The organism is Flavobacterium anhuiense, from assembly GCF_050990855.1.
In the GTDB taxonomy this organism is placed as follows: domain Bacteria; phylum Bacteroidota; class Bacteroidia; order Flavobacteriales; family Flavobacteriaceae; genus Flavobacterium; species Flavobacterium anhuiense_C.
Genome location: NZ_CP158861.1, coordinates 3,744,962 through 3,763,732, shown reverse-complemented (window position 1 = coordinate 3,763,732; position 18,771 = coordinate 3,744,962). Strand labels below are relative to the sequence as shown.

Here is an 18,771-nt window from a genome sequence, read left to right as displayed (position 1 = left end):
TGTTTTTTATCACTTATAAAAAAAGGAACCCTAAAATAGAGTTCCTTTTATTTCTTAAAAAGAAAATGAATTAGTCTTCATCCTCTTCGTCTTCTTCATCATAATCAGTGTCTGCTTTATCATCATCATCGTCGTCATCATCGTCACCACCGTCAGAATCTGGTTTGTCATGATTATCATCATCATCGTCATCGTCGTTGCTGATATCATCATCAAGATCCATACCTTTAACCGGTGCAATTGCATCTACATCAACATCTAAATCATCATCTTCATCGTAGTTTTCAATTCTGTCAGCAAGTTTAGTACTAATTTTTACTAAATAAATTGTATCTTCAGTACGAACTTCAACAGCTTCAACCAATTCGTTTTTAGCATTTCTAAAACGGATTACATCCGAATCATCATAACCATCAGGAAATTTTTCAACCAAAAGGTTTAAAATTTCATTGGTAAGTTTGGCGTAGTCTACTATAACTCTTTTCATAAATTATTTTATAAATCTAATAAATATGCAAAAATTAACGGAGCAACAATTGTAGCATCCGACTCAATAATAAATTTTGGGGTTTTAATATCTAATTTACCCCAAGTGATTTTTTCATTTGGAACTGCCCCAGAATAAGACCCGTAACTAGTTGTTGAATCTGAGATCTGGCAGAAATAGCTCCAAAATGGAACATCATGCATTTCCATATCTTGGTATAGCATTGGTACTACACAGATAGGGAAGTCACCCGCAATACCACCACCGATTTGGAAGAATCCAATTCCGTTTGAACTGTTTTTAGAATACCAATCCGCAAGGAAAGTCATGTATTCAATTCCAGATTTCATGGTAGATGCTTTTAAATCTCCTTTAATTACATATGAAGCAAAGATGTTACCCATTGTACTATCTTCCCATCCTGGAACGATAATCGGTAAGTTTTTCTCTGCAGCTGCATACATCCAGCTATCTTTTAGATCAATTTCATAATATTCTTCTAAAACGCCAGACAACAACATTTTGTACATAAATTCGTGAGGGAAGTAACGCTCACCCTTATCATCAGCGTCTTTCCAAATTTTGTAAATGTGTTTTTGTAAACGACGGAAAGCTTCATGCTCAGGGATACAAGTGTCTGTAACACGGTTTAATCCTCTTTCTAGTAAAGCCCATTCGTCTTCTGGTGTCAAATCACGGTAGTTAGGAACTCTCTCATAGTGAGAATGAGCTACTAAATTCATGATATCTTCTTCTAAGTTTGCTCCAGTACATGAAATAATATGCACTTTGTCTTGTCTGATTACTTCGGCAAAAATTTTACCAATTTCTGCTGTACTCATTGCGCCAGCCATACTTACCAGCATCTTAGCACCATCAGCTAATTGCTGCTCGTATGCTTTTGCAGCATCTACTAATGAAGCAGAGTTAAAATGCAAATAGTGTTTTTCAATAAACTGACTGATTGGTCCTTTCATTTTTTTTGTTTTTTTTTGAATTAAAAAGTTTAACCTTTTTGGATGTTAATGCAAATTAAGAATTTTAAATAACTTTCTTTTACTTAATCGGCCGTTTTTTATAACTTTTTTTTGTAGCCTAAAATCTTTAAAACATCGTCTGAAGTCTGTTGTTCTGAAAACACTTCTGTTGCTAGAATTCCATTTTCATCACGATCAATTAAGATGTGTTTTGGCTGTGGAATCAGACAGTGGTGCAGACCTCCGTATCCTCCAATTGTTTCTTGATAAGCGCCAGTATTAAAGAATCCGATATATAAAGGTTTCTCTTTGTTGTACTTAGGCAGGTAAATTGCATTCATGTTTTGCTCAGAATTGTAATAGTCGTCACTATCACAAGTCAGACCTCCCAACAGTACCCGCTCGTAAGTATCATTCCAGCGGTTAATTGCTAGCATGATAAAACGTTTATTTATAGCCCAAGTATCTGGTAAAGTGGTAATGAAAGAGGAGTCGATCATATTCCATTTTTCTCTATCATTTTGTTGTTTTTGATACAAAATCTGATAGATTGCACCACCGCTTTCGCCTACTGTAAATGAACCAAATTCCGTAAAAATATTTGGAACATCCACTTCAGCTTCATCGCAAGCAATTTTTATCTGATTGATAATTTCATCAATCATATATTGATAATCATATTCAAAGGCAAGTGAGTTTTTAATTGGAAAACCACCACCGATGTTCAAGCCGTCTAGAGTAGGGCATTCTTTTTTCAGAGCAATGTAAACTTTAATACATTTTACAAGCTCGTTCCAGTAATATGATGTATCGTTGATTCCAGTATTGATAAAGAAGTGAAGCATTTTCAGCTCTAATTTATCATTTTCCTGAATTTGTTTTTTATAGAAAGAAACTATGTTTTTGTAACCAATACCTAATCGAGAAGTATAAAACTCAAATTTAGGCTCTTCTTCGGCAGCAATACGGATTCCGATTTTGAATTTCCCTTTAATTTCTGCTTGAAGCAAATCTAACTCTTCGTAATTGTCAATAATAGGAATAGTGTTTTTATGTCCGTTATTGATTAATCTACCAATATTAGTAATGTATTCGTCTCTTTTAAAACCGTTACAAATTACATACGTGCTTTTGTTGATTTTACCATTTTCTAATAAATTTTCAACAATATTCACGTCAAAAGCAGATGATGTTTCGATGTGAATGTTATTTTTGAAAGCTTCATTCATAATATATTCAAAATGAGAGCTTTTTGTGCAATAGCAGTAGTAGTATTTTGCGTCGTATTTGTTCTTTTCCATTGATTTTCTGAACCAAGCTTTTGCTTTGTTGATATTTTCAGAAATCTGAGGTAAATAAGTAAATTTTAATGGTGTACCATATTGCTCAACCAATTTCATCAAGTCGATGTTGTGAAACAATAGGTTGTCTTTGTTTAATTTAAATTCCTCTTGTGGAAAGTAGTATGTCTGGTTTATTAGATCAGAATATTTTGTATTCATTTATTTATCAATGTTTAGAGATTGTAATTGTAATTTAATTTTAGCTTTTTTTGGGACTTAATCTTAAATTCAAACTCTAATATTGGCAAATATAATCGGCAATTTTTCGTGCTCCGCTTTTGTACATTGGAAAACATCAAAACAGAACGGACTTTTACTATTATAAAAACGATTCAGCATTCTTAATAAAGAACTGTTGAGTCTGTTTCGATAAGAGCTAAAGTGCCTTTGCTGCTTGTTTGTTTTCATGGGGCAAATGTAAAAAATAATATATACCAAATGCAACGCTTTTGATTAAAAAAAGTTTAAGATTTATAATCCTCAAACGCTTCTAGAATCAATTTATTTTCAACGGATTGGTTGATTTTTATTTTTCCGATTCCTTCAATTAATGCAAATTGAATTAAACCGTATTCATTTTTTTTGTCGTGAATTAACAATTCTAAGATCGGATCGATGTCTTTTTCCTCAAAAATCACATCGTCATAAATGTCTTTAATTACAGCTTTGATCTCTCTGTATTCTTCTTGAGAAATTAATCCTTTTTGAAGCGAAATGTAACTTTCTAAAATCATTCCAACTGCAATAGCTTCTCCATGAAGTAGCGTGGTCTTTTCTTCGCTTTCCAGAAAGTAGCCTTCAATAGCATGTCCTAAAGTATGTCCGAAATTTAATGCTTTACGAATGTTTTTTTCTGTTGGATCTTGAATAACAATTTCGTTTTTAATTTCAACCGAACGATAAATTAGCTGGTCTAACTCGTCAAAAACAATTGATTTTAAATCTGAAAATTGCCTCCAGTATGGTGCATCATATATTAAACCATGTTTTAGCATTTCAGCCAAACCAGAGCGCATTTCACTTTGCGGTAAAGTTTCTAAATATTGCGTATCAATTAATACCATTTGTGGGACATTGATTACTCCAATCTGATTTTTAAGATTTCCTAAATCAACGCCTGTTTTTCCTCCAACAGAAGCATCAACCATAGATAATAATGTAGTAGGGATATTGATAAAATCTACACCTCTTTTAAAAGTAGAAGCCACAAAGCCTCCTAGGTCTGTAACAACACCGCCACCTAAGTTTATAATAAGCGATTTTCTGTCGGCGCCAAGTTCTGTCAAGATATTCCAGATCTCGATACAAGTTTCTATATTTTTATTTGCTTCTCCAGCTTCAAACTCGATGATTTCGATTGCTAAATCGGTTTCCAAAAGCGGAATAAATTTAGACAAGCAATACTCATTGGTTTGATCATCAACAATTATAAATATATTAGAATATTTACTTTTTCTTAAATGTTTATTTAAAGCTTCGTAAGCATTCTCATTAAAATGTACGAGATAATTATTGGCTTGAATAGATTGCATAGTTTTTTAGTTAATTAAAAGCGCAAAAATAAGGCATTTTTAGCTTAATAATATTCAAACTTTAAGACTAATTTGTGTAAAATGCGGGTTTGCTTCTTTAAAATTAAGATAAAATTCTTTTATGTAGTAAACATTTACTTCATAAATTAATGCTTTTGACATTCTTATTAACAATATGCAAAAAATCGACATCGTTTAATAAATAATATTCAAAACACTCTCTATATTTGCATAAAAAATAAACTTAATGGAAAAGATATTCGATAACACTCAAGTTGCGTTTTCACTAAAAAGCGACACAGAGCTTGATAGAGCTTATTTCCTTTTCAAAATGATTGACAGTGAACCTCTAGTAAGAATAGGAACTGCTGTAACGAATTTTGCGATTAAAGCTCATTTACCAGTAGAAGGATTAATTCGTGCAACTGTTTTTGACCATTTTTGCGGTGGTGTAAACGAAAACGACTGTCTTACTGTTGTAGACAAAATGTTTACAAAAGGAGTTTCGTCTGTTTTAGATTATTCTGTGGAAGGAAAAGAAGAAGAAGAGCAGTTTGACGCCGCTTTGGAAATGACTTTGAGAACAATCGATTTTGCAAAAGAACGTTTAGCAATCCCGTTTGCTGTTTTTAAACCAACTGGTTTAGGTCGTTTCGAATTGTACGAGAAATTAGGAGAAAAACAAACTCTTAATTCAGCAGAGCAAGCAGAATGGGATAGAGTAGTAGCCCGTTTTGATAAAGTTTGTGGTGAAGCGCATAAAAAAGATGTTGCTTTATTAATTGATGGTGAAGAAAGCTGGATGCAAGATGCTGCTGATGATTTGGTTACCGATATGATGCGTAAATACAATAAAGAAAAAGCTATTGTATTTAATACTCTACAAATGTACCGTTGGGATCGTTTAGATTATTTGAAAAAACTTCATGAAGTTGCTAAAACTGAAGGTTTCTATATTGGAATGAAATTGGTTCGTGGCGCTTACATGGAAAAAGAAAACAAAAGAGCCGAAGAAAAAGGTTATGTTTCTCCGATTTGCGTTTCTAAAGAAGCAACCGATATCAATTATGATGCTGCTGTACATTATATGTTAGAGCATATTGATAAAATGGCCATTTTTGCTGGAACGCACAACGAATTAAGTTCTTACAAATTAATGGAAATGATGGCTCAGAAAGGAATTGCTAAAAACGATTCTAGAATCTGGTTCGGACAATTATATGGAATGAGTGATAACATTAGTTACAACTTAGCTGAAAATGGTTATAACGACGCTAAATATTTACCATTCGGACCTGTAAAAGATGTTATGCCATACTTGATTCGTCGTGCTGAAGAAAACACTTCTGTCGCTGGTCAAACAAGCCGTGAATTATCCATGATTAAAGCGGAACGTAAACGTAGAAAAGGGAAATAATCTAATTTTAGATTTTAGATTTTAGATTTTAGATTTTAGATTTTAGATTTTAGATTTTAGATTTTAGATTTTAGATTTTAGATTTTAGATTTTAGATTTTAGATTTTAGATTTTAGATTTTATAAAAAAAACCATTCGCACAGCGAATGGTTTTTTTTATGGAATTTTAAAAAATTGGAATTTAATTTAAGAGTTACTAAACTGCAAGTTGCTCAAGTTTTTATAAATTCCGTTTTCTAAGTTTATTAATTCTTGGTGCGTTCCTTCTTCTGAAATTCTTCCATTGTCCAACACTAGGATTTTATCTGCATTTCTAATTGTAGAAAGTCGGTGAGCAATGATAATGCTTGTTCTTCCTTCCATTAGAACTTCTAAAGCTTCTTGAACCAGTTTTTCGCTTTCGCTATCTAAAGATGATGTGGCTTCATCTAAAATCAGAATACTTGGATTTTTAAGTAAGGCTCTTGCAATTGCAATACGCTGACGCTGACCTCCTGACAATTTAACACCACGCTCTCCAACTAAAGTTTCAAATTTTTCTGGGAAACCATCTATAAAGTTATAAGCATTCGCTTGTTTTGCAGCAGCGATAATCTCTTCTTCTTTAGCATTTGGATTTCCGTACGCGATATTTTCTCTAATAGTTCCTCCAAATAAGATTACATCTTGAGGAACAATACTCATGTTTCCGCGAAGATCTTCTAAATCATAATCGTGAATGTTTTTTCCGTCAACTAAAATTTCTCCAGAAGTAATATCGTAAAAACGTAATAATAGAGAAGAAATAGTAGATTTTCCGGCACCACTTGGTCCAACGATTGCTATTTTCTGTCCGAATTCGGCATTGAAATTCACGTCTTTTAAAACTTGAACTTCTTTTCTTGAAGGATAGCTAAAAGCAACATTATTGAAAGCTACATTTCCTTTTATCTTCTCAACTGCATGAAGTCTTGGTTTCGCATTGATTTCTTCAGGAGTTTCTTCTAATAATTCAAAAACACGTTCTGTGGCACCAACTGCTTTTTGAATCTGTGCATACATTTCGGCAATTCCTCCAAAAGAAGCACCAATAAAAGTGGTGTATAATACAAATGAAATTAAATCACCAACACCTTCAACTTCTCCTTTAATCGTTAAAGTGATTCCGTACCAAACAACAGCAACAACGCATCCGAAAAGGCAAAGAATAATAAACGATGCAAAATAACCTCTATATTGACCGCCTTTAATAGCGATTTTTACAATTTCTCTAATCTTGTTTTTGTAACGTTGAATTTCGTACCATTCGTTAGCAAAAGCTTTTACATTGCTAATTCCTTGCAAAGTTTCTTCAACAATAACCTGACTTTCGGCAACTTTATCTTGTGTTTTCTTTCCGTATTTACGAATAAACCTTCCGAAGATTACTGCAGCGACTGCTACAACAGGCACAATTGCCAGCATCATTAAAGTTAATTTTGGGCTAATGCTTCCTAAGATTATAAAACCTCCAATAATTAAAATAAACTGACGTAAGAACTCCGCAATTGTCGTGCTAAAAGTATCTTGCAGTTGCGAAATATCAGCACTAATTCTACTATTTAATTCTCCAACACGTTTTTGAGAGTAAAATGACATTGGTAACTTGATCAAATTCTCATACAATGCAAAACGAATGTTTGAAAGTGAGTTTTCTGTAAAATTCACAAACAATGAAATTCTGAAAAAAGAAAAAATCGCTTGAAGAAATAAGATTGCCATTAATCCCAGTGCGATTTCGTTTGCTCTAGAAAGATCTTTATTGGTAACGCAATCGACCAACATTCCCATTAATTTAGGAAAGGCTAGGGCAGTGGCGCTGGTTAAAAATAAGAAAATCAAACCAAGGAAGAATTTCCATTTGTGGTTTTTGGCGTATTTAAAAATTCTGAGTGCTTTTTGAAGGGAGTTAGAGTTTAATTTAGCTTTCGGTAAATCATTTTCTTGAAATCTTGCCATTTGAATATACAATTAAGGTACGCAAAGGTATGACTATAGCAAACGATTACAAAAAGAATATTCTGAATTAGAGTTAGAGCGTTCAATTTTTAACTAAATTTTAAAAGTTGCAGATTTTGTCATTTTTTTAATTCACTGAAAAATAGATTTATAAATATTTAATTGAAATTATTTTTCACATTTTTCAAAAAAAGGCTTGCAAATATAAAATCTAGCTGTATATTTGCACTCGCAATCACAAACGATTGCAACCTAGTAAAATAGGGCGATTAGCTCAGCTGGTTCAGAGCACCTCGTTTACACCGAGGGGGTCGGGGGTTCGAACCCCTCATCGCCCACCAAAAAACTCCTTAAGAAATTAGGGAGTTTTTTTTTTTGACTTATTTTTAATAATTTGAAAAAACAAAGATTAGCTCAGAAGGTTTAGAGCATTCCGATTTTTTATCGGAAGCGGTCGTAGGTTCGAACCTTCCGATAAAAAATCGGAACAAGTTATCATCGCCCACAGAATTCCAAAAACTCCAAAGTCTTATGATTTTGGAGTTTTTTTTATATATTTTTGAAAAACTGAATTCATTATCAAACTATCTATGAAAATCGTTGATAACAAACAAACCTGGAAAGGCTTTTTTACGTATTTAGAGGGCTATGAAATTATTGATAGCTATATAAAAGTAGAATTTGAAATGGATTTAACCTTTGATGATAATTCGTTTTCAGGAACATCAACCAATTCAGAATCAGAAAATATTTTTGTAGAACCCATACTAGTAAAAGGTTTTATTGACGACGACATGATAAGTTTTGTTATAAACTATCCTTGCTACTATTACAAAGATGAAGATGGAACTATTAAACTGGATAAGAATTTACAACATCCTAACATAGAATATCTAGGGTTTTACGACCAAATTGAAAAAAAATATTCAGGAACTTGGGAAATGATCATTTCTGAAGAGATCATTTCTGCAGATGTTTATATGGAGGAAGTTGCAAATGGAGAATTTGAAATTTACAGAGAAAAGTAAAAAAACTGAAAATTTTCCAACCAATTACAGTAATTCGTAATTATGATATTGCACAACAAAAAAATAATATTCATTCTAACACTTTTTTTAAGTTTATTAAATTCTTACGCTTAAAATGATATCAATACATTATTCTTTAATCGAAATAATATTTACTCATCAATCAAAAGATAAGGATTTTATAGAAACGTTTAAATAGAACGGTATCTCAAAATGATGTTGTCATTAATACAATTCCCAGTTATTTAGATAAAGAAGTATTTCCAAATATTTTGGCTGACAGAATCAATATTCAATTAGCACTGGGAAGTACTTCTGTATTAGGCGATAAATATTACCAAAATATACTTATTGTCTGGAGTTATTACCATTTTTCACTACAATTGCTCCGAAAGAGTCAAATTCCTTTTTTAATGGCTTATTTCAATATTTTTAGATTAAAATTTAAACTAATTATTTCCGTTTAACGATAATTATGAATAAAAGTTTGATTTTTTTTAATAGCAAAATTTGTTTCTATATTAGCGCCCGAAACGTTTTATATTTGTAAGACTTTTAAACCTGAATCTGAGTTCTAAAATTTCAAACACAAAAATTGGCAAAACAAAAATCAAACATAAATTGGTATTTTATCATCGTCGGAATTTTAATCTTATATTTTAGTTTATCTAATAATCTGACTTCAAAAAAATCAGAATTAAAAGAAATTACGGTCGAACTAGAAAGTGACATTGCCAGCGCAAAGGGCAGAGGTATTGCCGATTATAAATTTTGGACTACAGAATTTAAAAATCGATTTGTTATTTTGAATGCAAGCGTATCTAAAGGGAAAAGCGACGCTGTAGAAAATTTGAAACAAGGACAAAAAGTCGATTTATTAATTGATTTGTCAGATTTTAAAAAATTGTCTGAAGGTAAGAAAGACATTGCCGTAATTGGACTTAGTTTAAATGGAGATCCTCTACTGACACAAGATGAATTTTACCAAAATCGACAATCGTATAAAATTCGACAAAGAATATCTGCGCTCTTTTTAGCCTTAATGCTTTTTTTAAACGGTTTTGGAATGATTTCTCAGAAAGTCAATTATGTAATCATTGGAATTTTTATTGGTGCAGCAATTATTATGCGAATTTTTGAAATAGGGATTTATTGAAGAATAATGAATAACCATTGAACTAAAATCTAAAACAATTTAACCAAATCTATAATATGAAAAGAACCATTACTTTATTACTTCTTTTTTCAATTTTCTTAGTCAACGCCCAAGCAATTAGTACAGAAGAAACTAACTTGGAACAGTATTTTAAAAATATCAATGCAAATAATATCGAATACTTGGTTCCATACAAAAATTCTCAAGCGAAATTTGGCTGGTATGATCTCAGAGATCTCAAAATAATTACTCCTGCAGTTTTTGATAGTGCTGATTTTGAGTACAATAAAATTTTATACTTTACATACAATTCTGTAGACTACGAATTTAGTCTACCACAGAAAATTAAAAAAGTTGAATACCTCAGAGGCTTTCCGACAGAACCCATTGCTGACGAAGGCATTGCTGGATTTAAAATAGAGGATGGCAGTTATAGATACTCTACTAAATTTAAAGAGCTTCAGATAATCAATGAAAATGCTAATTCTAAAATTGCAATTGCTACAAATTTAAACAGCAAAAAAGGTTTAATTAATCAAGATGGAACTGTTTTAGCTGGCTTAGATTTTAATTTTAACCAATTGGATTATTTTCAAAACGATAAAAAAGAAATCTATTTTTTAACGAAGAAACCAAATGACATAGATTTTTATATTTACGATAGAAATGGAAAAGAGGTAAAATTCATGCCTTTCATTGAGTATAATATAGTTTCTGCAGATGGCAAGTTATACCCAAATTACATTACACCTTATCAAGACGAAAAATTGTGTGTGATAAAGCTTGAAAATCACCAGCAAAATGTTTTTGATGAAAATACATTTAAATTCATTTTGCCACAAGCGTATTCAAATATTGAGCATGTACGTGTTATTAAAAGCAAGAAAAAAAAGAAATACCTGGTTAGAATAAAATCAGGAAGAGATAATTTTTATGTTGATCAAACAGGTAAAAATTACGACTATGTAATCAATTCAATTAAGCCAAACTAAGCTACTCTTTGTTATTATTTTTCCTTTTAAAGACAAAATCATATTGATAGATTGCGGTTTTAAACGTATCATTTTCAAATTCATAAATCGGCTTTTTGTATATCAACTCATTGGCCTCAAAATGATAATGATAAAAAAAGCCGTTTTTTATTTGAACATTTGTTTCATGCACGCTTATTTGAAGAATTTCTTTCGTAACATAATTATGCACCGTTGCATACCCAATAAACTTATAAAAATCATCCTTAAGCGGTTCGATATGAAGCTCTATTTTAGAACCAAGTGGCATCCAATCGGTCATGTTGTAATTAATTCGCAATTGTCCGGTTTCTTTTACTGAAATCCATTCGCCAAGCAAATCAGCTGGACTAACATTGCTAACTTCATAAAAAGTTTCAAATTTCAAACCGTTTAAGATTGCATTAAAAATAGTGGTTACATTAATTTTGTTTTCAAGTTGTTCGTAAACTATTCTTCCAATTTTCTTACGGTCGTGATTTAAAAACAGTTTTGATCGCAATACTTCATTAAGATCGTTAGAAACCAAGTTAAATCGGTTTGAATTAATGGATTCGAATATTTTTATAAATGATGCTTTATTTTCCTGAGTTAGAACCGTATTTAAATTTAATTCACTAAAACTGCCATATCTCAGCTTATCGTTAAAGTCAGACACTAATTTAGCGTATTCTAAAGGCATTGTTTCCTCAAATTCAGCATTGTTTAACAATTCAAATAGAATGAAAAATACAAATTTACGTTCGGTAAATGTTTGGTCAAATATTCTTAATAGGTTCATTAAATGTAGTTTCTTTTAAGATTATGGAGTTATTCCATATTTTTTTTCTTGCTCCTCAGTTAGATTTTCATTGGTCAGCTTCCATATATTTTGATGAAAATCCCAAACATTTTGAGCTACAATTTTACTTTTTCCATGCTGTTTTTCAACAATATAAGTCCATCCAACATCGCTTTGAATATTGATTGAGATTTTACTGAATCTTTGAAAGTTTTCAATTGTATAATACGCAGAATTAACTTGTTCGTCTAGAAAAGCACTATTTTCTTTTGTTGTTGAAATGTTATCTGAATAACCTAGATCTAAGACATTCAGAACCTCAATTTCTAATCTCAGTTTAGAAACATCAATTTCTAGAACAGAAACTTTACGGCACAGACAAAACAGCATCGAATTTATACCGCTTTCAGAATCAATTCCTTCGAAAGTAGAGTAGGAATCAAAATAAACGACCCAGAAATTCTTATTCAAATCAATTTTCATCGGAGTTTGAATAAGCAATTCGTAAACCTGATTTTTCTTGGGACTTTCTTCTAAAAGACCTGCTGAATTCTCTTCTTTAGAATGTTTATTTTTCCATTGCGCTGTAATCGCATTTATTTCATTCTCTTGATTTTCATACAAATAATGATGCTGACAATTCTCAACACGGCATTTTATCTCTACAATTTCATCATTGGGAAGATTTGTTATATTTCTAAAATTAAACACATTAGAAAAATATTCTTTCTGTTTGTCTTCTAAAACTAGTAAACCGTTAAAATAAGTTATTTCAAATCGGCTCGTTTCCAGGAATAAATGCTTTAATCTATAATTATAATCGAGTTCTTTTTGAATCGCGTTAACAACATCTAAAGCTTCTTTTTTTTCCATTTGAAACCATTCGTCAATTTCTATTGGTTTACCAATGCCAAGAATTACTTCAAGATCATCGGTTTGTCTTTTAAACAAATTCAAACAAAAATGATAAACCGTTTCTTCTGATGCTACAATTACTTTTTCATCAAAATTCAAATTATACGTAATTCTAAAATTAGTTTCGTCTTCGAGTTGAACTCTAATTTTGTTTACATCATTGACAAAAATGACAGAATTGGAGAAAGTATCAAACGTGTGTTTGAAATTTTCTGATAAAATCTTTAAATTCTCGATAATTGTTTTATCCATCAGTTTATAAAGAATGTTTCTGTTTCCTTCTCAGTATTATTTATTAGTTTCTGCATCATAATCATCTGGCCATAATCCAAATTTAACCATGTTGCCGCGGTATTTATCCAATTCTTTCTCTTTGACCAGCCTGTTCCATTCTTCATCTCCCATTGCTTTTTTTGGAGAAGATGTTCGTTGCTGTGAATTTGAACGCTTGTAACTCTCAGCTCTTTTGTTGATTCTAATTTTCTGGTCGGATGTTAGATTGACTGCAATCTGTTTCCATAAATCAGAAATCGGATTTTTGGCCACCAACTGCGCTAATAATTCTATATCTTCCTCATACAAGGTTTTTGGAAAATCGTCTGGATTCAAGTCTTTCATAAAAGCTTTCGTTTTAATTGTTTATTGCTCATCAAAATATTCGTGACCAGAACTTGCCAGATATCCTTTTCTGCCGTCTGGCAATTCAAATCTGGCATAGATTCCTTCAAAATCTCCGAGTTTTTTATATTTCGGAGTCTTGTTGATCTCGTAATAGCCAAATAAATCACCTTTTTTAACTTTTGTAATATAATTGGTAATTTTTACTTCGCTGTAAATTGCTTTTGTTTTTGGAAAAATTCCATAAAGACTATCTTTTCTAAAAATAACCGCATTTGGACTCTCATTTTTAATATTTAAAGACGCATTCATTTCCGAATAATTCGAATATGAGAAAGTTCTTTCTCCATTTATAAAATAACAATCGTCGGCATTATTTTTTGATATTTGTCCTAAGATTTCTGTCGTGTTTTTTGTATTAATCCAAGAATTGTCTGTAAATAAAGTGATTTTAAAATAATCTAAAGTATATTTTATAGAAGCCGTATAATTAGGAACCGTTCCGCAAACCATATTGTAATTTTTTATTTCTTTTGCGTTTGGTTTTGAAACCACATTTCCTCCTTCTAGAGTAAAATAAATCAGTTGATTTTTAGAATCAATTGCCTGGTATCCGCGACCTAAATTTGTCATTCCTCTCAAATCTTCGAGCAGCACTTTTCCAGATTGATCCTTCAAAGCATTTTTGTCTGTTTTCGTATATACGACAACAGTAATTCCACCTTCTTTTCGTTCTAAAACTCCTTTTTTATTTTGGGAATAAAAAGAACTAGAAAACAGCAAAATAAAAGAAGTTAAGAGTAACGATATTTTCATTGATTTTTTTTTTAAAAATTTATAACACGTCTCTTTGGGTAGTAAAACTCACGTATTTCAAATTTTTCTCTTTAAAAATTAATGCTTTAATAGAAGTATTCATTGTAAAATAGGCGATGCTTATAAAATCGCCAATTTCGATTTTCTCATAATCGCTTTTCATAATCGAAACGTTTCTATATTTCTCTTCAACGGGAGAATAAATTGTTATTTCATATGACGGTGTATCCGAATCAAAACCTTTATCATTCAAGATCTCTTTTTTCAAAATTTTTACATTTCCCTCAATCTTTTTTTGCAAAAGCAAACCTCGCTTTCTTTCTATAACCGTTATCATTGCTTGGATGGTAAAATAAATCCAGAGACCAAAAATTACTATTATCATTAAAATTGCAAATCCTCCATTTTCGTCCTCAGGCATATTGATGGCTAAAAAAATTAAATAACTGGGCAGAACTATAAAACACAGAAATAAAAAGAACAGCATCACATATCCTTTTTTCAATAATTGCCTAAGAAATTTTATATCCTCAGTGTTTAATTCTTTAAGTTCTAGAGTTTCGTGCATTATAAAAACCGTATCACTGTTTATGTCCATTGAAAAAATTGGTAGGTTTCATTGTTTATTTTGTCCCAGAAAAGATAAATTTCTGCCGTACCATTTGTAAAATCTCCTTCATAAACACTTCCTATAAAAGTTAAATTAAGTTTTTCTGAAATTTCTTCAGGCGACTGCAACCATTCTGGAGTGCCTAATAAATTGTTTATGATCTCATCTTTAGATTTTCCCTCATAATGAAAATCTGCTATAACTTCTTCTTTAGTCGTTGTTATTCCGATAAAAGTTTCAGAATAAGTAAACGCTGGATTTATTTTGTCAAAAAGATTGTATTTTTCTTTAGCATATAAATATTGCGTTATCCTTTCGTAATAATGACTCGATTCAAATTTATCAATGCCGTTTAGCGAATTAAAAACAAATTCTCGTCCTTGGTTAAAAATACCGTCTTCAGCAGAAAATTCGTCATAGTTTTTAGGTTTTAAAAAATAATCAAAATGCTGCTGAAAATTTTGTTGCGTTAAAGGATAGGCTTGAGATAATAAATCAACAAACGGGAAATTCAATTTTTCTGGATACGAATATTTGTTGTTTTCTAGTTTGAATTTAATACAGCTGATGTTTTTTCGAAAATCATTAAAAAAGCTTTCTTCATAATCTCCTGTATCCCAAATCGAAATAAAATGAAAACTTTTATCCTCAAATTCTGAATGCTGATTAAATTGAATGGTAGCAAGAGGCAAAAAAACAAATTTTCCGTTTGAATCTATACTATTAAAAGTATCTTCAAATTCTGAAAAAGGTATTATTTCTATTGACTTTTGAGTATTGTTCATTCGCAATTATAATTCAGTTTTAATTTACGCTAATATACAATCATATAGTAAAAAAAAAGCAGAACATGGATTGAATGTTTTAAATATTCGAAAAAAAACAATAAATTACATCCAATCAAAATTAAAATTATGCAACAACAAAAAGACTGGTCAATAGATGAAATTCAGGATATTTGGCAATTGGTTTCAAAACTTCATGACGGACAAAAATATGGTGGATTTAATGAAGGCGAAAGAGTAGAATATATCAATCATATAGGAAGTGTAGTTTTTGAGGTTTTAAATGCCGTTAGATATACTGAAAATATAAATACCGATCTAGCCATTAAATGTGCTATGCTTCATGATACGATAGAAGATACCGAAATAAACTTCGAAAAAGTAATTGAGATATTAGGAAATCAAGTTGCGTCTGGAGTTCTTGCTTTAACAAAAGATGATAAAATTGAAAATTCATCAGAAAAAATGCTGGACAGTTTACGTAGAATTAAGCAACAGCCTATAGAAGTTTGGGCGGTTAAAATGGCGGACAGAATTTCAAATCTCTACCAACCACCTTTTTATTGGAATGATGATAAAAAGCTAAACTACATTGCAGAAGCTGAAATTATATACAACGAACTGAAAGACGGAAACGAATATTTGGCAAATCGATTGAAAGTTAAGATAAATGAATATCAACGGTTTCTTAGTTCGAACCAATTAGTATAACAAAAAGCTCCTTAAAAAATTGAGGAGCTTTTATTTATTCTTTCGTCAACCTATCCAATTCTTTCAGTAAAGTCGGAAATCTAAATTCTCCCGCCATACTTGCCACTTTTTGGTATGCTTCATCCAAATCAATTCCGATAGAAGTGATGTATAACGGTTTCTTGCTATCGCCTCTAAAAAGAGCTTTTTTGTTCCTTTCTATAGAAGCAAAATTAGTTTTGGCAACCCCAATAATCGGAATTTCTTTATTTAGTTTTTCGTACAAATAACCGCCTAAACCGTATTTATTTTCATCATCTAGATAAACAAATCCGTCGACTACAATAACGTCGATTGTAGACAAATCAATTTGTTTTAATAAACTCAAAATACAAGGCAATTCTCTTTTGTAGAACTCACCAGGAATGTATTCTTCTACGTTGTCTATAGTTTCAGAATGAATTTTGAAATTTTTGTCTTCATTCCATTCTGCAAATTCAAGGCAGATTGTTTTTGCTTTTTGGTCATAATAATAAGTATCAAAAGCTAAGATCATGTGGCAGTAGGCTATTTTTTCAGCTAATTTAGAAAAACCTTACAAAGTTTTTTATTGTCTCAAGAGATTAATTTTCAAACTTTCTCCAACTAATGATAAAACTTTAAAATTCAGGCCTTTGAAAAACTAACAAATAAATGTAGTTTAGCATTAAATAATATTTCAAAATGAAATGGATAACCAGAGAAAGACCAAAAATAGATAGAATCGCTTGTCCGTGGCTGATTCGAAAGTTTGTAGATTCTGATTCTGAATTTATTTATGTTCCTTTTGATGATGTTTTAAAAAAGGCAAGAGAGCTTAATGCCATTCCGTTTGATATTCCAGATGTCGAGTTTACACATTATAACGAAGAATGCACTTTTGATTATATTGTAAAGAAATACGAAATTAAGGATCCTGCAATTAAAATCATCGCAGGAATTGTGCGCGGAGCAGACACTGACCGACATGAAATTGCTAAAGAATCTGCTGGACTTTGGGCTATTTCGGCAGGATTAGCTTATAACATACAAGACGATTATGAACTTTTGCAAAAGGGAATGATATTGTACGATGCCCTATATAGCTGGGCGACACATTTATATCAGCAAAATCATTTGCAGAATAGTCCGTTTGAGAAATTATTGCATGAAGTTTATAATAAGTTTTTAAAAGACAAGAAAACGTCGGACAAAACACCTTCTTGGGTAAAAGATTTAAAAAATATTATTCAAGATCAGATAGATGCTCAATTTACTTTTGATTTAAAGAAAATTTCAAGCGAATTAGATTTGAACCCTTCGTATTTGTCTAGAGAATTTTCCAAGCATTTTGAAGATTTAAATTTTGGCGAATATGTTCGAAAACTTCGAATCGAAAAAGCAATTAATTTGATTGAAAACTCGACTCATACATTAACAGAAATAGCCTATATGACAGGATTTTCAGATCAAAGCCATTTTACAAGAATTTTCAAACTTCACACCGGAAAAAATCCTTCTTCATACCGAAAAAAATCAAAAAAGTAAACCAGATACAAAAGGTAAATTGGATTCTATTTTTTGAAAACGAACGTCTCTAGCTTTGTTTAACTAATCAAAACTAGAAATAATGTCATTTAAACGCACTTTTACTCTTTCTGTATTACTTGCAGGTTTTACAGCTTTTTCTCAATCTACCTATCCAAAAATTACGGGTTATTTTGGAATCATGCATCCGATAGTTACCATTAATAAAGACGAAACCACAGTAAATTTTAGAGATTACTATGCAGTTGGATTTCCTACGGGAATCAATATCTGGAAAAACGAAAAAATCGGATTCTCTTTTGAAATGGTTCCCAGCATAAAAGACGACAACGGAACGAGCAAAGTAACCAACTTATTATTCCATCCAGGAGTTTTGGTTGCTCTTGGAAAAGGTTACACTTTTGCTGGAAGAGCCGCTTTTGAAAGTGGTGGAAGATACGGTTTTACGCCTGTTTTCAATAAAACAATAATAAAGAATAGCAGTTGTAACTATTATGTCGCTGTGCCATTGCCGGTTCGTTTCGGTAACGATCATCCTGCTAGTTTTTCGGTAGGCTTTCAATTTGGAATCGCTTTTTAAAATACTCAAAACCAGTCCAAAATAAATATATCCAAAATTAATTGATTAACTTAGTTACAATCAATTAAACTCAAATTTTATGAAAACTAAAATGATATGGGCCAATTTGGTTTCGCACGATATACAGAAAACGATTCAGTTTTATACGGCTCTTGGTTTCAAGCAAAACGGACAAGAAACGAAAGAATTGGTAAGTTTCGCTTTCGGAGAAAACGATTTTATAGTTAATTTCTTTGCTCCAAAAAGATTAGAAAATGCCATTAGAGGAAAGCTTTCTAATACCGCTGTTGATAACGAAATTGTATTTTCTTTGTCGGCAAGCAGTGTAGAAGAGGTGGATCTGTGGTACAACAAAATAAAAGAAATCAACGGAACGATTTTCTCCGAACCTGAAAATTTTGAAGTGGGTTATACTTTTGGCTTTTCAGATCCAGATGGACATAAGTTTAATTTTTTGTATTGGCCAGGAATGTAGTAGGCATC

General features: G+C 31.4%; 20 protein-coding genes and 1 tRNA gene. 9 read left to right on the top strand and 12 right to left on the bottom strand.

The window, feature by feature from the left end; all coding sequences use genetic code 11:
- Nucleotides 1-70 precede the first annotated feature (70 nt).
- The 4 genes from ABTV69_RS16765 to aroB all read right to left on the bottom strand — a co-directional run bounded on the left by ABTV69_RS16765 (nt 71) and on the right by aroB (nt 4,339).
- Nucleotides 71-487 (bottom strand): DNA primase, encoded by a 417-nt coding sequence (locus ABTV69_RS16765; RefSeq protein ID WP_433830768.1) that lies wholly within the window; start codon nt 485-487, stop codon nt 71-73.
- A gap of 8 nt (nt 488-495) precedes the next feature.
- Entirely contained in the window at nt 496-1,464 is a 969-nt protein-coding gene (locus tag ABTV69_RS16760) for a deoxyhypusine synthase family protein (RefSeq protein WP_057117936.1), read from the bottom strand.
- Nucleotides 1,465-1,562: 98 nt separating this feature from the next.
- Nucleotides 1,563-2,966 carry an arginine decarboxylase gene (locus ABTV69_RS16755; protein WP_260670107.1) on the bottom strand — a complete coding sequence of 468 codons (1,404 nt, stop codon included), beginning with the start codon at nt 2,964-2,966 and terminating at the stop codon, nt 1,563-1,565.
- 305 nt (nt 2,967-3,271) lie between these two features.
- Nucleotides 3,272-4,339 (bottom strand): 3-dehydroquinate synthase, encoded by a 1,068-nt coding sequence (gene aroB / locus ABTV69_RS16750; protein ID WP_433830766.1) that lies wholly within the window; start codon nt 4,337-4,339, stop codon nt 3,272-3,274.
- A gap of 247 nt (nt 4,340-4,586) precedes the next feature.
- Between aroB and ABTV69_RS16745 the strand changes: the two genes are divergently transcribed.
- Nucleotides 4,587-5,756 (top strand): proline dehydrogenase family protein, encoded by a 1,170-nt coding sequence (locus ABTV69_RS16745; RefSeq protein WP_433830764.1) that lies wholly within the window; start codon nt 4,587-4,589, stop codon nt 5,754-5,756.
- A 186-nt stretch (nt 5,757-5,942) separates the two neighbouring features.
- On the opposite strand, the gene ABTV69_RS16740 is transcribed toward ABTV69_RS16745, so the two are convergent.
- Complete coding sequence (locus ABTV69_RS16740; RefSeq protein WP_433830762.1) at nt 5,943-7,733, bottom strand: ABC transporter ATP-binding protein; 1,791 nt, start codon at nt 7,731-7,733, stop codon at nt 5,943-5,945.
- Nucleotides 7,734-7,996: 263 nt separating this feature from the next.
- Between ABTV69_RS16740 and ABTV69_RS16735 the strand changes: the two genes are divergently transcribed.
- From ABTV69_RS16735 to ABTV69_RS16720, 4 genes are all read left to right on the top strand, one after another.
- Nucleotides 7,997-8,074: transfer RNA gene (locus ABTV69_RS16735), tRNA-Val, on the top strand.
- A gap of 249 nt (nt 8,075-8,323) precedes the next feature.
- Nucleotides 8,324-8,761 (top strand): hypothetical protein, encoded by a 438-nt coding sequence (locus tag ABTV69_RS16730; protein ID WP_433830760.1) that lies wholly within the window; start codon nt 8,324-8,326, stop codon nt 8,759-8,761.
- Nucleotides 8,762-9,356: 595 nt separating this feature from the next.
- Nucleotides 9,357-9,917: a hypothetical protein gene (locus ABTV69_RS16725; RefSeq protein ID WP_433830758.1), complete on the top strand. Its 561-nt coding sequence runs from the start codon at nt 9,357-9,359 to the stop codon at nt 9,915-9,917.
- Between the two features lie 56 nt (nt 9,918-9,973).
- Nucleotides 9,974-10,909: a hypothetical protein gene (locus tag ABTV69_RS16720; protein ID WP_433830756.1), complete on the top strand. Its 936-nt coding sequence runs from the start codon at nt 9,974-9,976 to the stop codon at nt 10,907-10,909.
- Between the two features lies 1 nt (nt 10,910).
- Here the strand turns inward: ABTV69_RS16720 and ABTV69_RS16715 are convergent, their stop codons facing one another.
- From ABTV69_RS16715 to ABTV69_RS16690, 6 genes are read right to left on the bottom strand one after another with little or no spacing between them, the layout of a single operon-like run.
- The gene (locus ABTV69_RS16715) at nt 10,911-11,708 is read right to left on the bottom strand and encodes a hypothetical protein (protein ID WP_433830754.1); all 798 of its coding nucleotides are present in this window, start codon (nt 11,706-11,708) and stop codon (nt 10,911-10,913) included.
- Between the two features lie 21 nt (nt 11,709-11,729).
- Nucleotides 11,730-12,875: a hypothetical protein gene (locus ABTV69_RS16710; protein ID WP_433830752.1), complete on the bottom strand. Its 1,146-nt coding sequence runs from the start codon at nt 12,873-12,875 to the stop codon at nt 11,730-11,732.
- 36 nt (nt 12,876-12,911) lie between these two features.
- Nucleotides 12,912-13,241 (bottom strand): hypothetical protein, encoded by a 330-nt coding sequence (locus ABTV69_RS16705; protein WP_433830750.1) that lies wholly within the window; start codon nt 13,239-13,241, stop codon nt 12,912-12,914.
- Nucleotides 13,242-13,262: 21 nt separating this feature from the next.
- Nucleotides 13,263-14,057, bottom strand: coding sequence for a hypothetical protein (locus ABTV69_RS16700; RefSeq protein WP_433830748.1), 795 nt, complete (start codon nt 14,055-14,057; stop codon nt 13,263-13,265).
- A 19-nt stretch (nt 14,058-14,076) separates the two neighbouring features.
- On the bottom strand, nt 14,077-14,655 hold the full coding sequence (locus ABTV69_RS16695; protein WP_433830746.1) for a hypothetical protein: 579 nt from the start codon (nt 14,653-14,655) through the stop codon (nt 14,077-14,079).
- Nucleotides 14,646-15,452: a hypothetical protein gene (locus ABTV69_RS16690; protein WP_433830744.1), complete on the bottom strand. Its 807-nt coding sequence runs from the start codon at nt 15,450-15,452 to the stop codon at nt 14,646-14,648. Before ABTV69_RS16690 ends, ABTV69_RS16695 begins: the two co-directional genes overlap by 10 nt.
- A 129-nt stretch (nt 15,453-15,581) precedes the next feature.
- Between ABTV69_RS16690 and ABTV69_RS16685 the strand changes: the two genes are divergently transcribed.
- Nucleotides 15,582-16,163, top strand: a complete 582-nt coding sequence (locus ABTV69_RS16685) for a bifunctional (p)ppGpp synthetase/guanosine-3',5'-bis(diphosphate) 3'-pyrophosphohydrolase (RefSeq protein WP_433830742.1) — start codon at nt 15,582-15,584, stop codon at nt 16,161-16,163.
- 34 nt (nt 16,164-16,197) lie between these two features.
- On the opposite strand, the gene ABTV69_RS16680 is transcribed toward ABTV69_RS16685, so the two are convergent.
- The gene (locus tag ABTV69_RS16680) at nt 16,198-16,698 is read right to left on the bottom strand and encodes an endonuclease V (protein WP_433830740.1); all 501 of its coding nucleotides are present in this window, start codon (nt 16,696-16,698) and stop codon (nt 16,198-16,200) included.
- A gap of 167 nt (nt 16,699-16,865) precedes the next feature.
- Here ABTV69_RS16680 and ABTV69_RS16675 point away from each other — a divergent pair, with 167 nt between their 5' ends.
- The 3 genes from ABTV69_RS16675 to ABTV69_RS16665 all read left to right on the top strand — a co-directional run bounded on the left by ABTV69_RS16675 (nt 16,866) and on the right by ABTV69_RS16665 (nt 18,763).
- Nucleotides 16,866-17,708: a chromate resistance protein ChrB domain-containing protein gene (locus ABTV69_RS16675; protein WP_433830738.1), complete on the top strand. Its 843-nt coding sequence runs from the start codon at nt 16,866-16,868 to the stop codon at nt 17,706-17,708.
- An 82-nt stretch (nt 17,709-17,790) separates the two neighbouring features.
- Nucleotides 17,791-18,288: a hypothetical protein gene (locus tag ABTV69_RS16670; protein WP_433830736.1), complete on the top strand. Its 498-nt coding sequence runs from the start codon at nt 17,791-17,793 to the stop codon at nt 18,286-18,288.
- Nucleotides 18,289-18,367: 79 nt separating this feature from the next.
- Entirely contained in the window at nt 18,368-18,763 is a 396-nt protein-coding gene (locus tag ABTV69_RS16665; protein WP_433830734.1) for a VOC family protein, read from the top strand.
- Nucleotides 18,764-18,771 lie beyond the last annotated feature (8 nt).

Coding starts and splice junctions, on each gene's coding strand:
- ABTV69_RS16765 (WP_433830768.1), bottom strand. CDS start 487: ATGAAAAGAGTTATAGTAGACTACGCCAAACTTACCAATGAAATTTTA.
- ABTV69_RS16760 (WP_057117936.1), bottom strand. CDS start 1,464: ATGAAAGGACCAATCAGTCAGTTTATTGAAAAACACTATTTGCATTTT.
- ABTV69_RS16755 (WP_260670107.1), bottom strand. CDS start 2,966: ATGAATACAAAATATTCTGATCTAATAAACCAGACATACTACTTTCCA.
- aroB (WP_433830766.1), bottom strand. CDS start 4,339: ATGCAATCTATTCAAGCCAATAATTATCTCGTACATTTTAATGAGAAT.
- ABTV69_RS16745 (WP_433830764.1), top strand. CDS start 4,587: ATGGAAAAGATATTCGATAACACTCAAGTTGCGTTTTCACTAAAAAGC.
- ABTV69_RS16740 (WP_433830762.1), bottom strand. CDS start 7,733: ATGGCAAGATTTCAAGAAAATGATTTACCGAAAGCTAAATTAAACTCT.
- ABTV69_RS16730 (WP_433830760.1), top strand. CDS start 8,324: ATGAAAATCGTTGATAACAAACAAACCTGGAAAGGCTTTTTTACGTAT.
- ABTV69_RS16720 (WP_433830756.1), top strand. CDS start 9,974: ATGAAAAGAACCATTACTTTATTACTTCTTTTTTCAATTTTCTTAGTC.
- ABTV69_RS16715 (WP_433830754.1), bottom strand. CDS start 11,708: ATGAACCTATTAAGAATATTTGACCAAACATTTACCGAACGTAAATTT.
- ABTV69_RS16710 (WP_433830752.1), bottom strand. CDS start 12,875: ATGGATAAAACAATTATCGAGAATTTAAAGATTTTATCAGAAAATTTC.
- ABTV69_RS16705 (WP_433830750.1), bottom strand. CDS start 13,241: ATGAAAGACTTGAATCCAGACGATTTTCCAAAAACCTTGTATGAGGAA.
- ABTV69_RS16700 (WP_433830748.1), bottom strand. CDS start 14,057: ATGAAAATATCGTTACTCTTAACTTCTTTTATTTTGCTGTTTTCTAGT.
- ABTV69_RS16695 (WP_433830746.1), bottom strand. CDS start 14,655: ATGGACATAAACAGTGATACGGTTTTTATAATGCACGAAACTCTAGAA.
- ABTV69_RS16690 (WP_433830744.1), bottom strand. CDS start 15,452: ATGAACAATACTCAAAAGTCAATAGAAATAATACCTTTTTCAGAATTT.
- ABTV69_RS16685 (WP_433830742.1), top strand. CDS start 15,582: ATGCAACAACAAAAAGACTGGTCAATAGATGAAATTCAGGATATTTGG.
- ABTV69_RS16680 (WP_433830740.1), bottom strand. CDS start 16,698: ATGATCTTAGCTTTTGATACTTATTATTATGACCAAAAAGCAAAAACA.
- ABTV69_RS16675 (WP_433830738.1), top strand. CDS start 16,866: ATGAAATGGATAACCAGAGAAAGACCAAAAATAGATAGAATCGCTTGT.
- ABTV69_RS16670 (WP_433830736.1), top strand. CDS start 17,791: ATGTCATTTAAACGCACTTTTACTCTTTCTGTATTACTTGCAGGTTTT.
- ABTV69_RS16665 (WP_433830734.1), top strand. CDS start 18,368: ATGAAAACTAAAATGATATGGGCCAATTTGGTTTCGCACGATATACAG.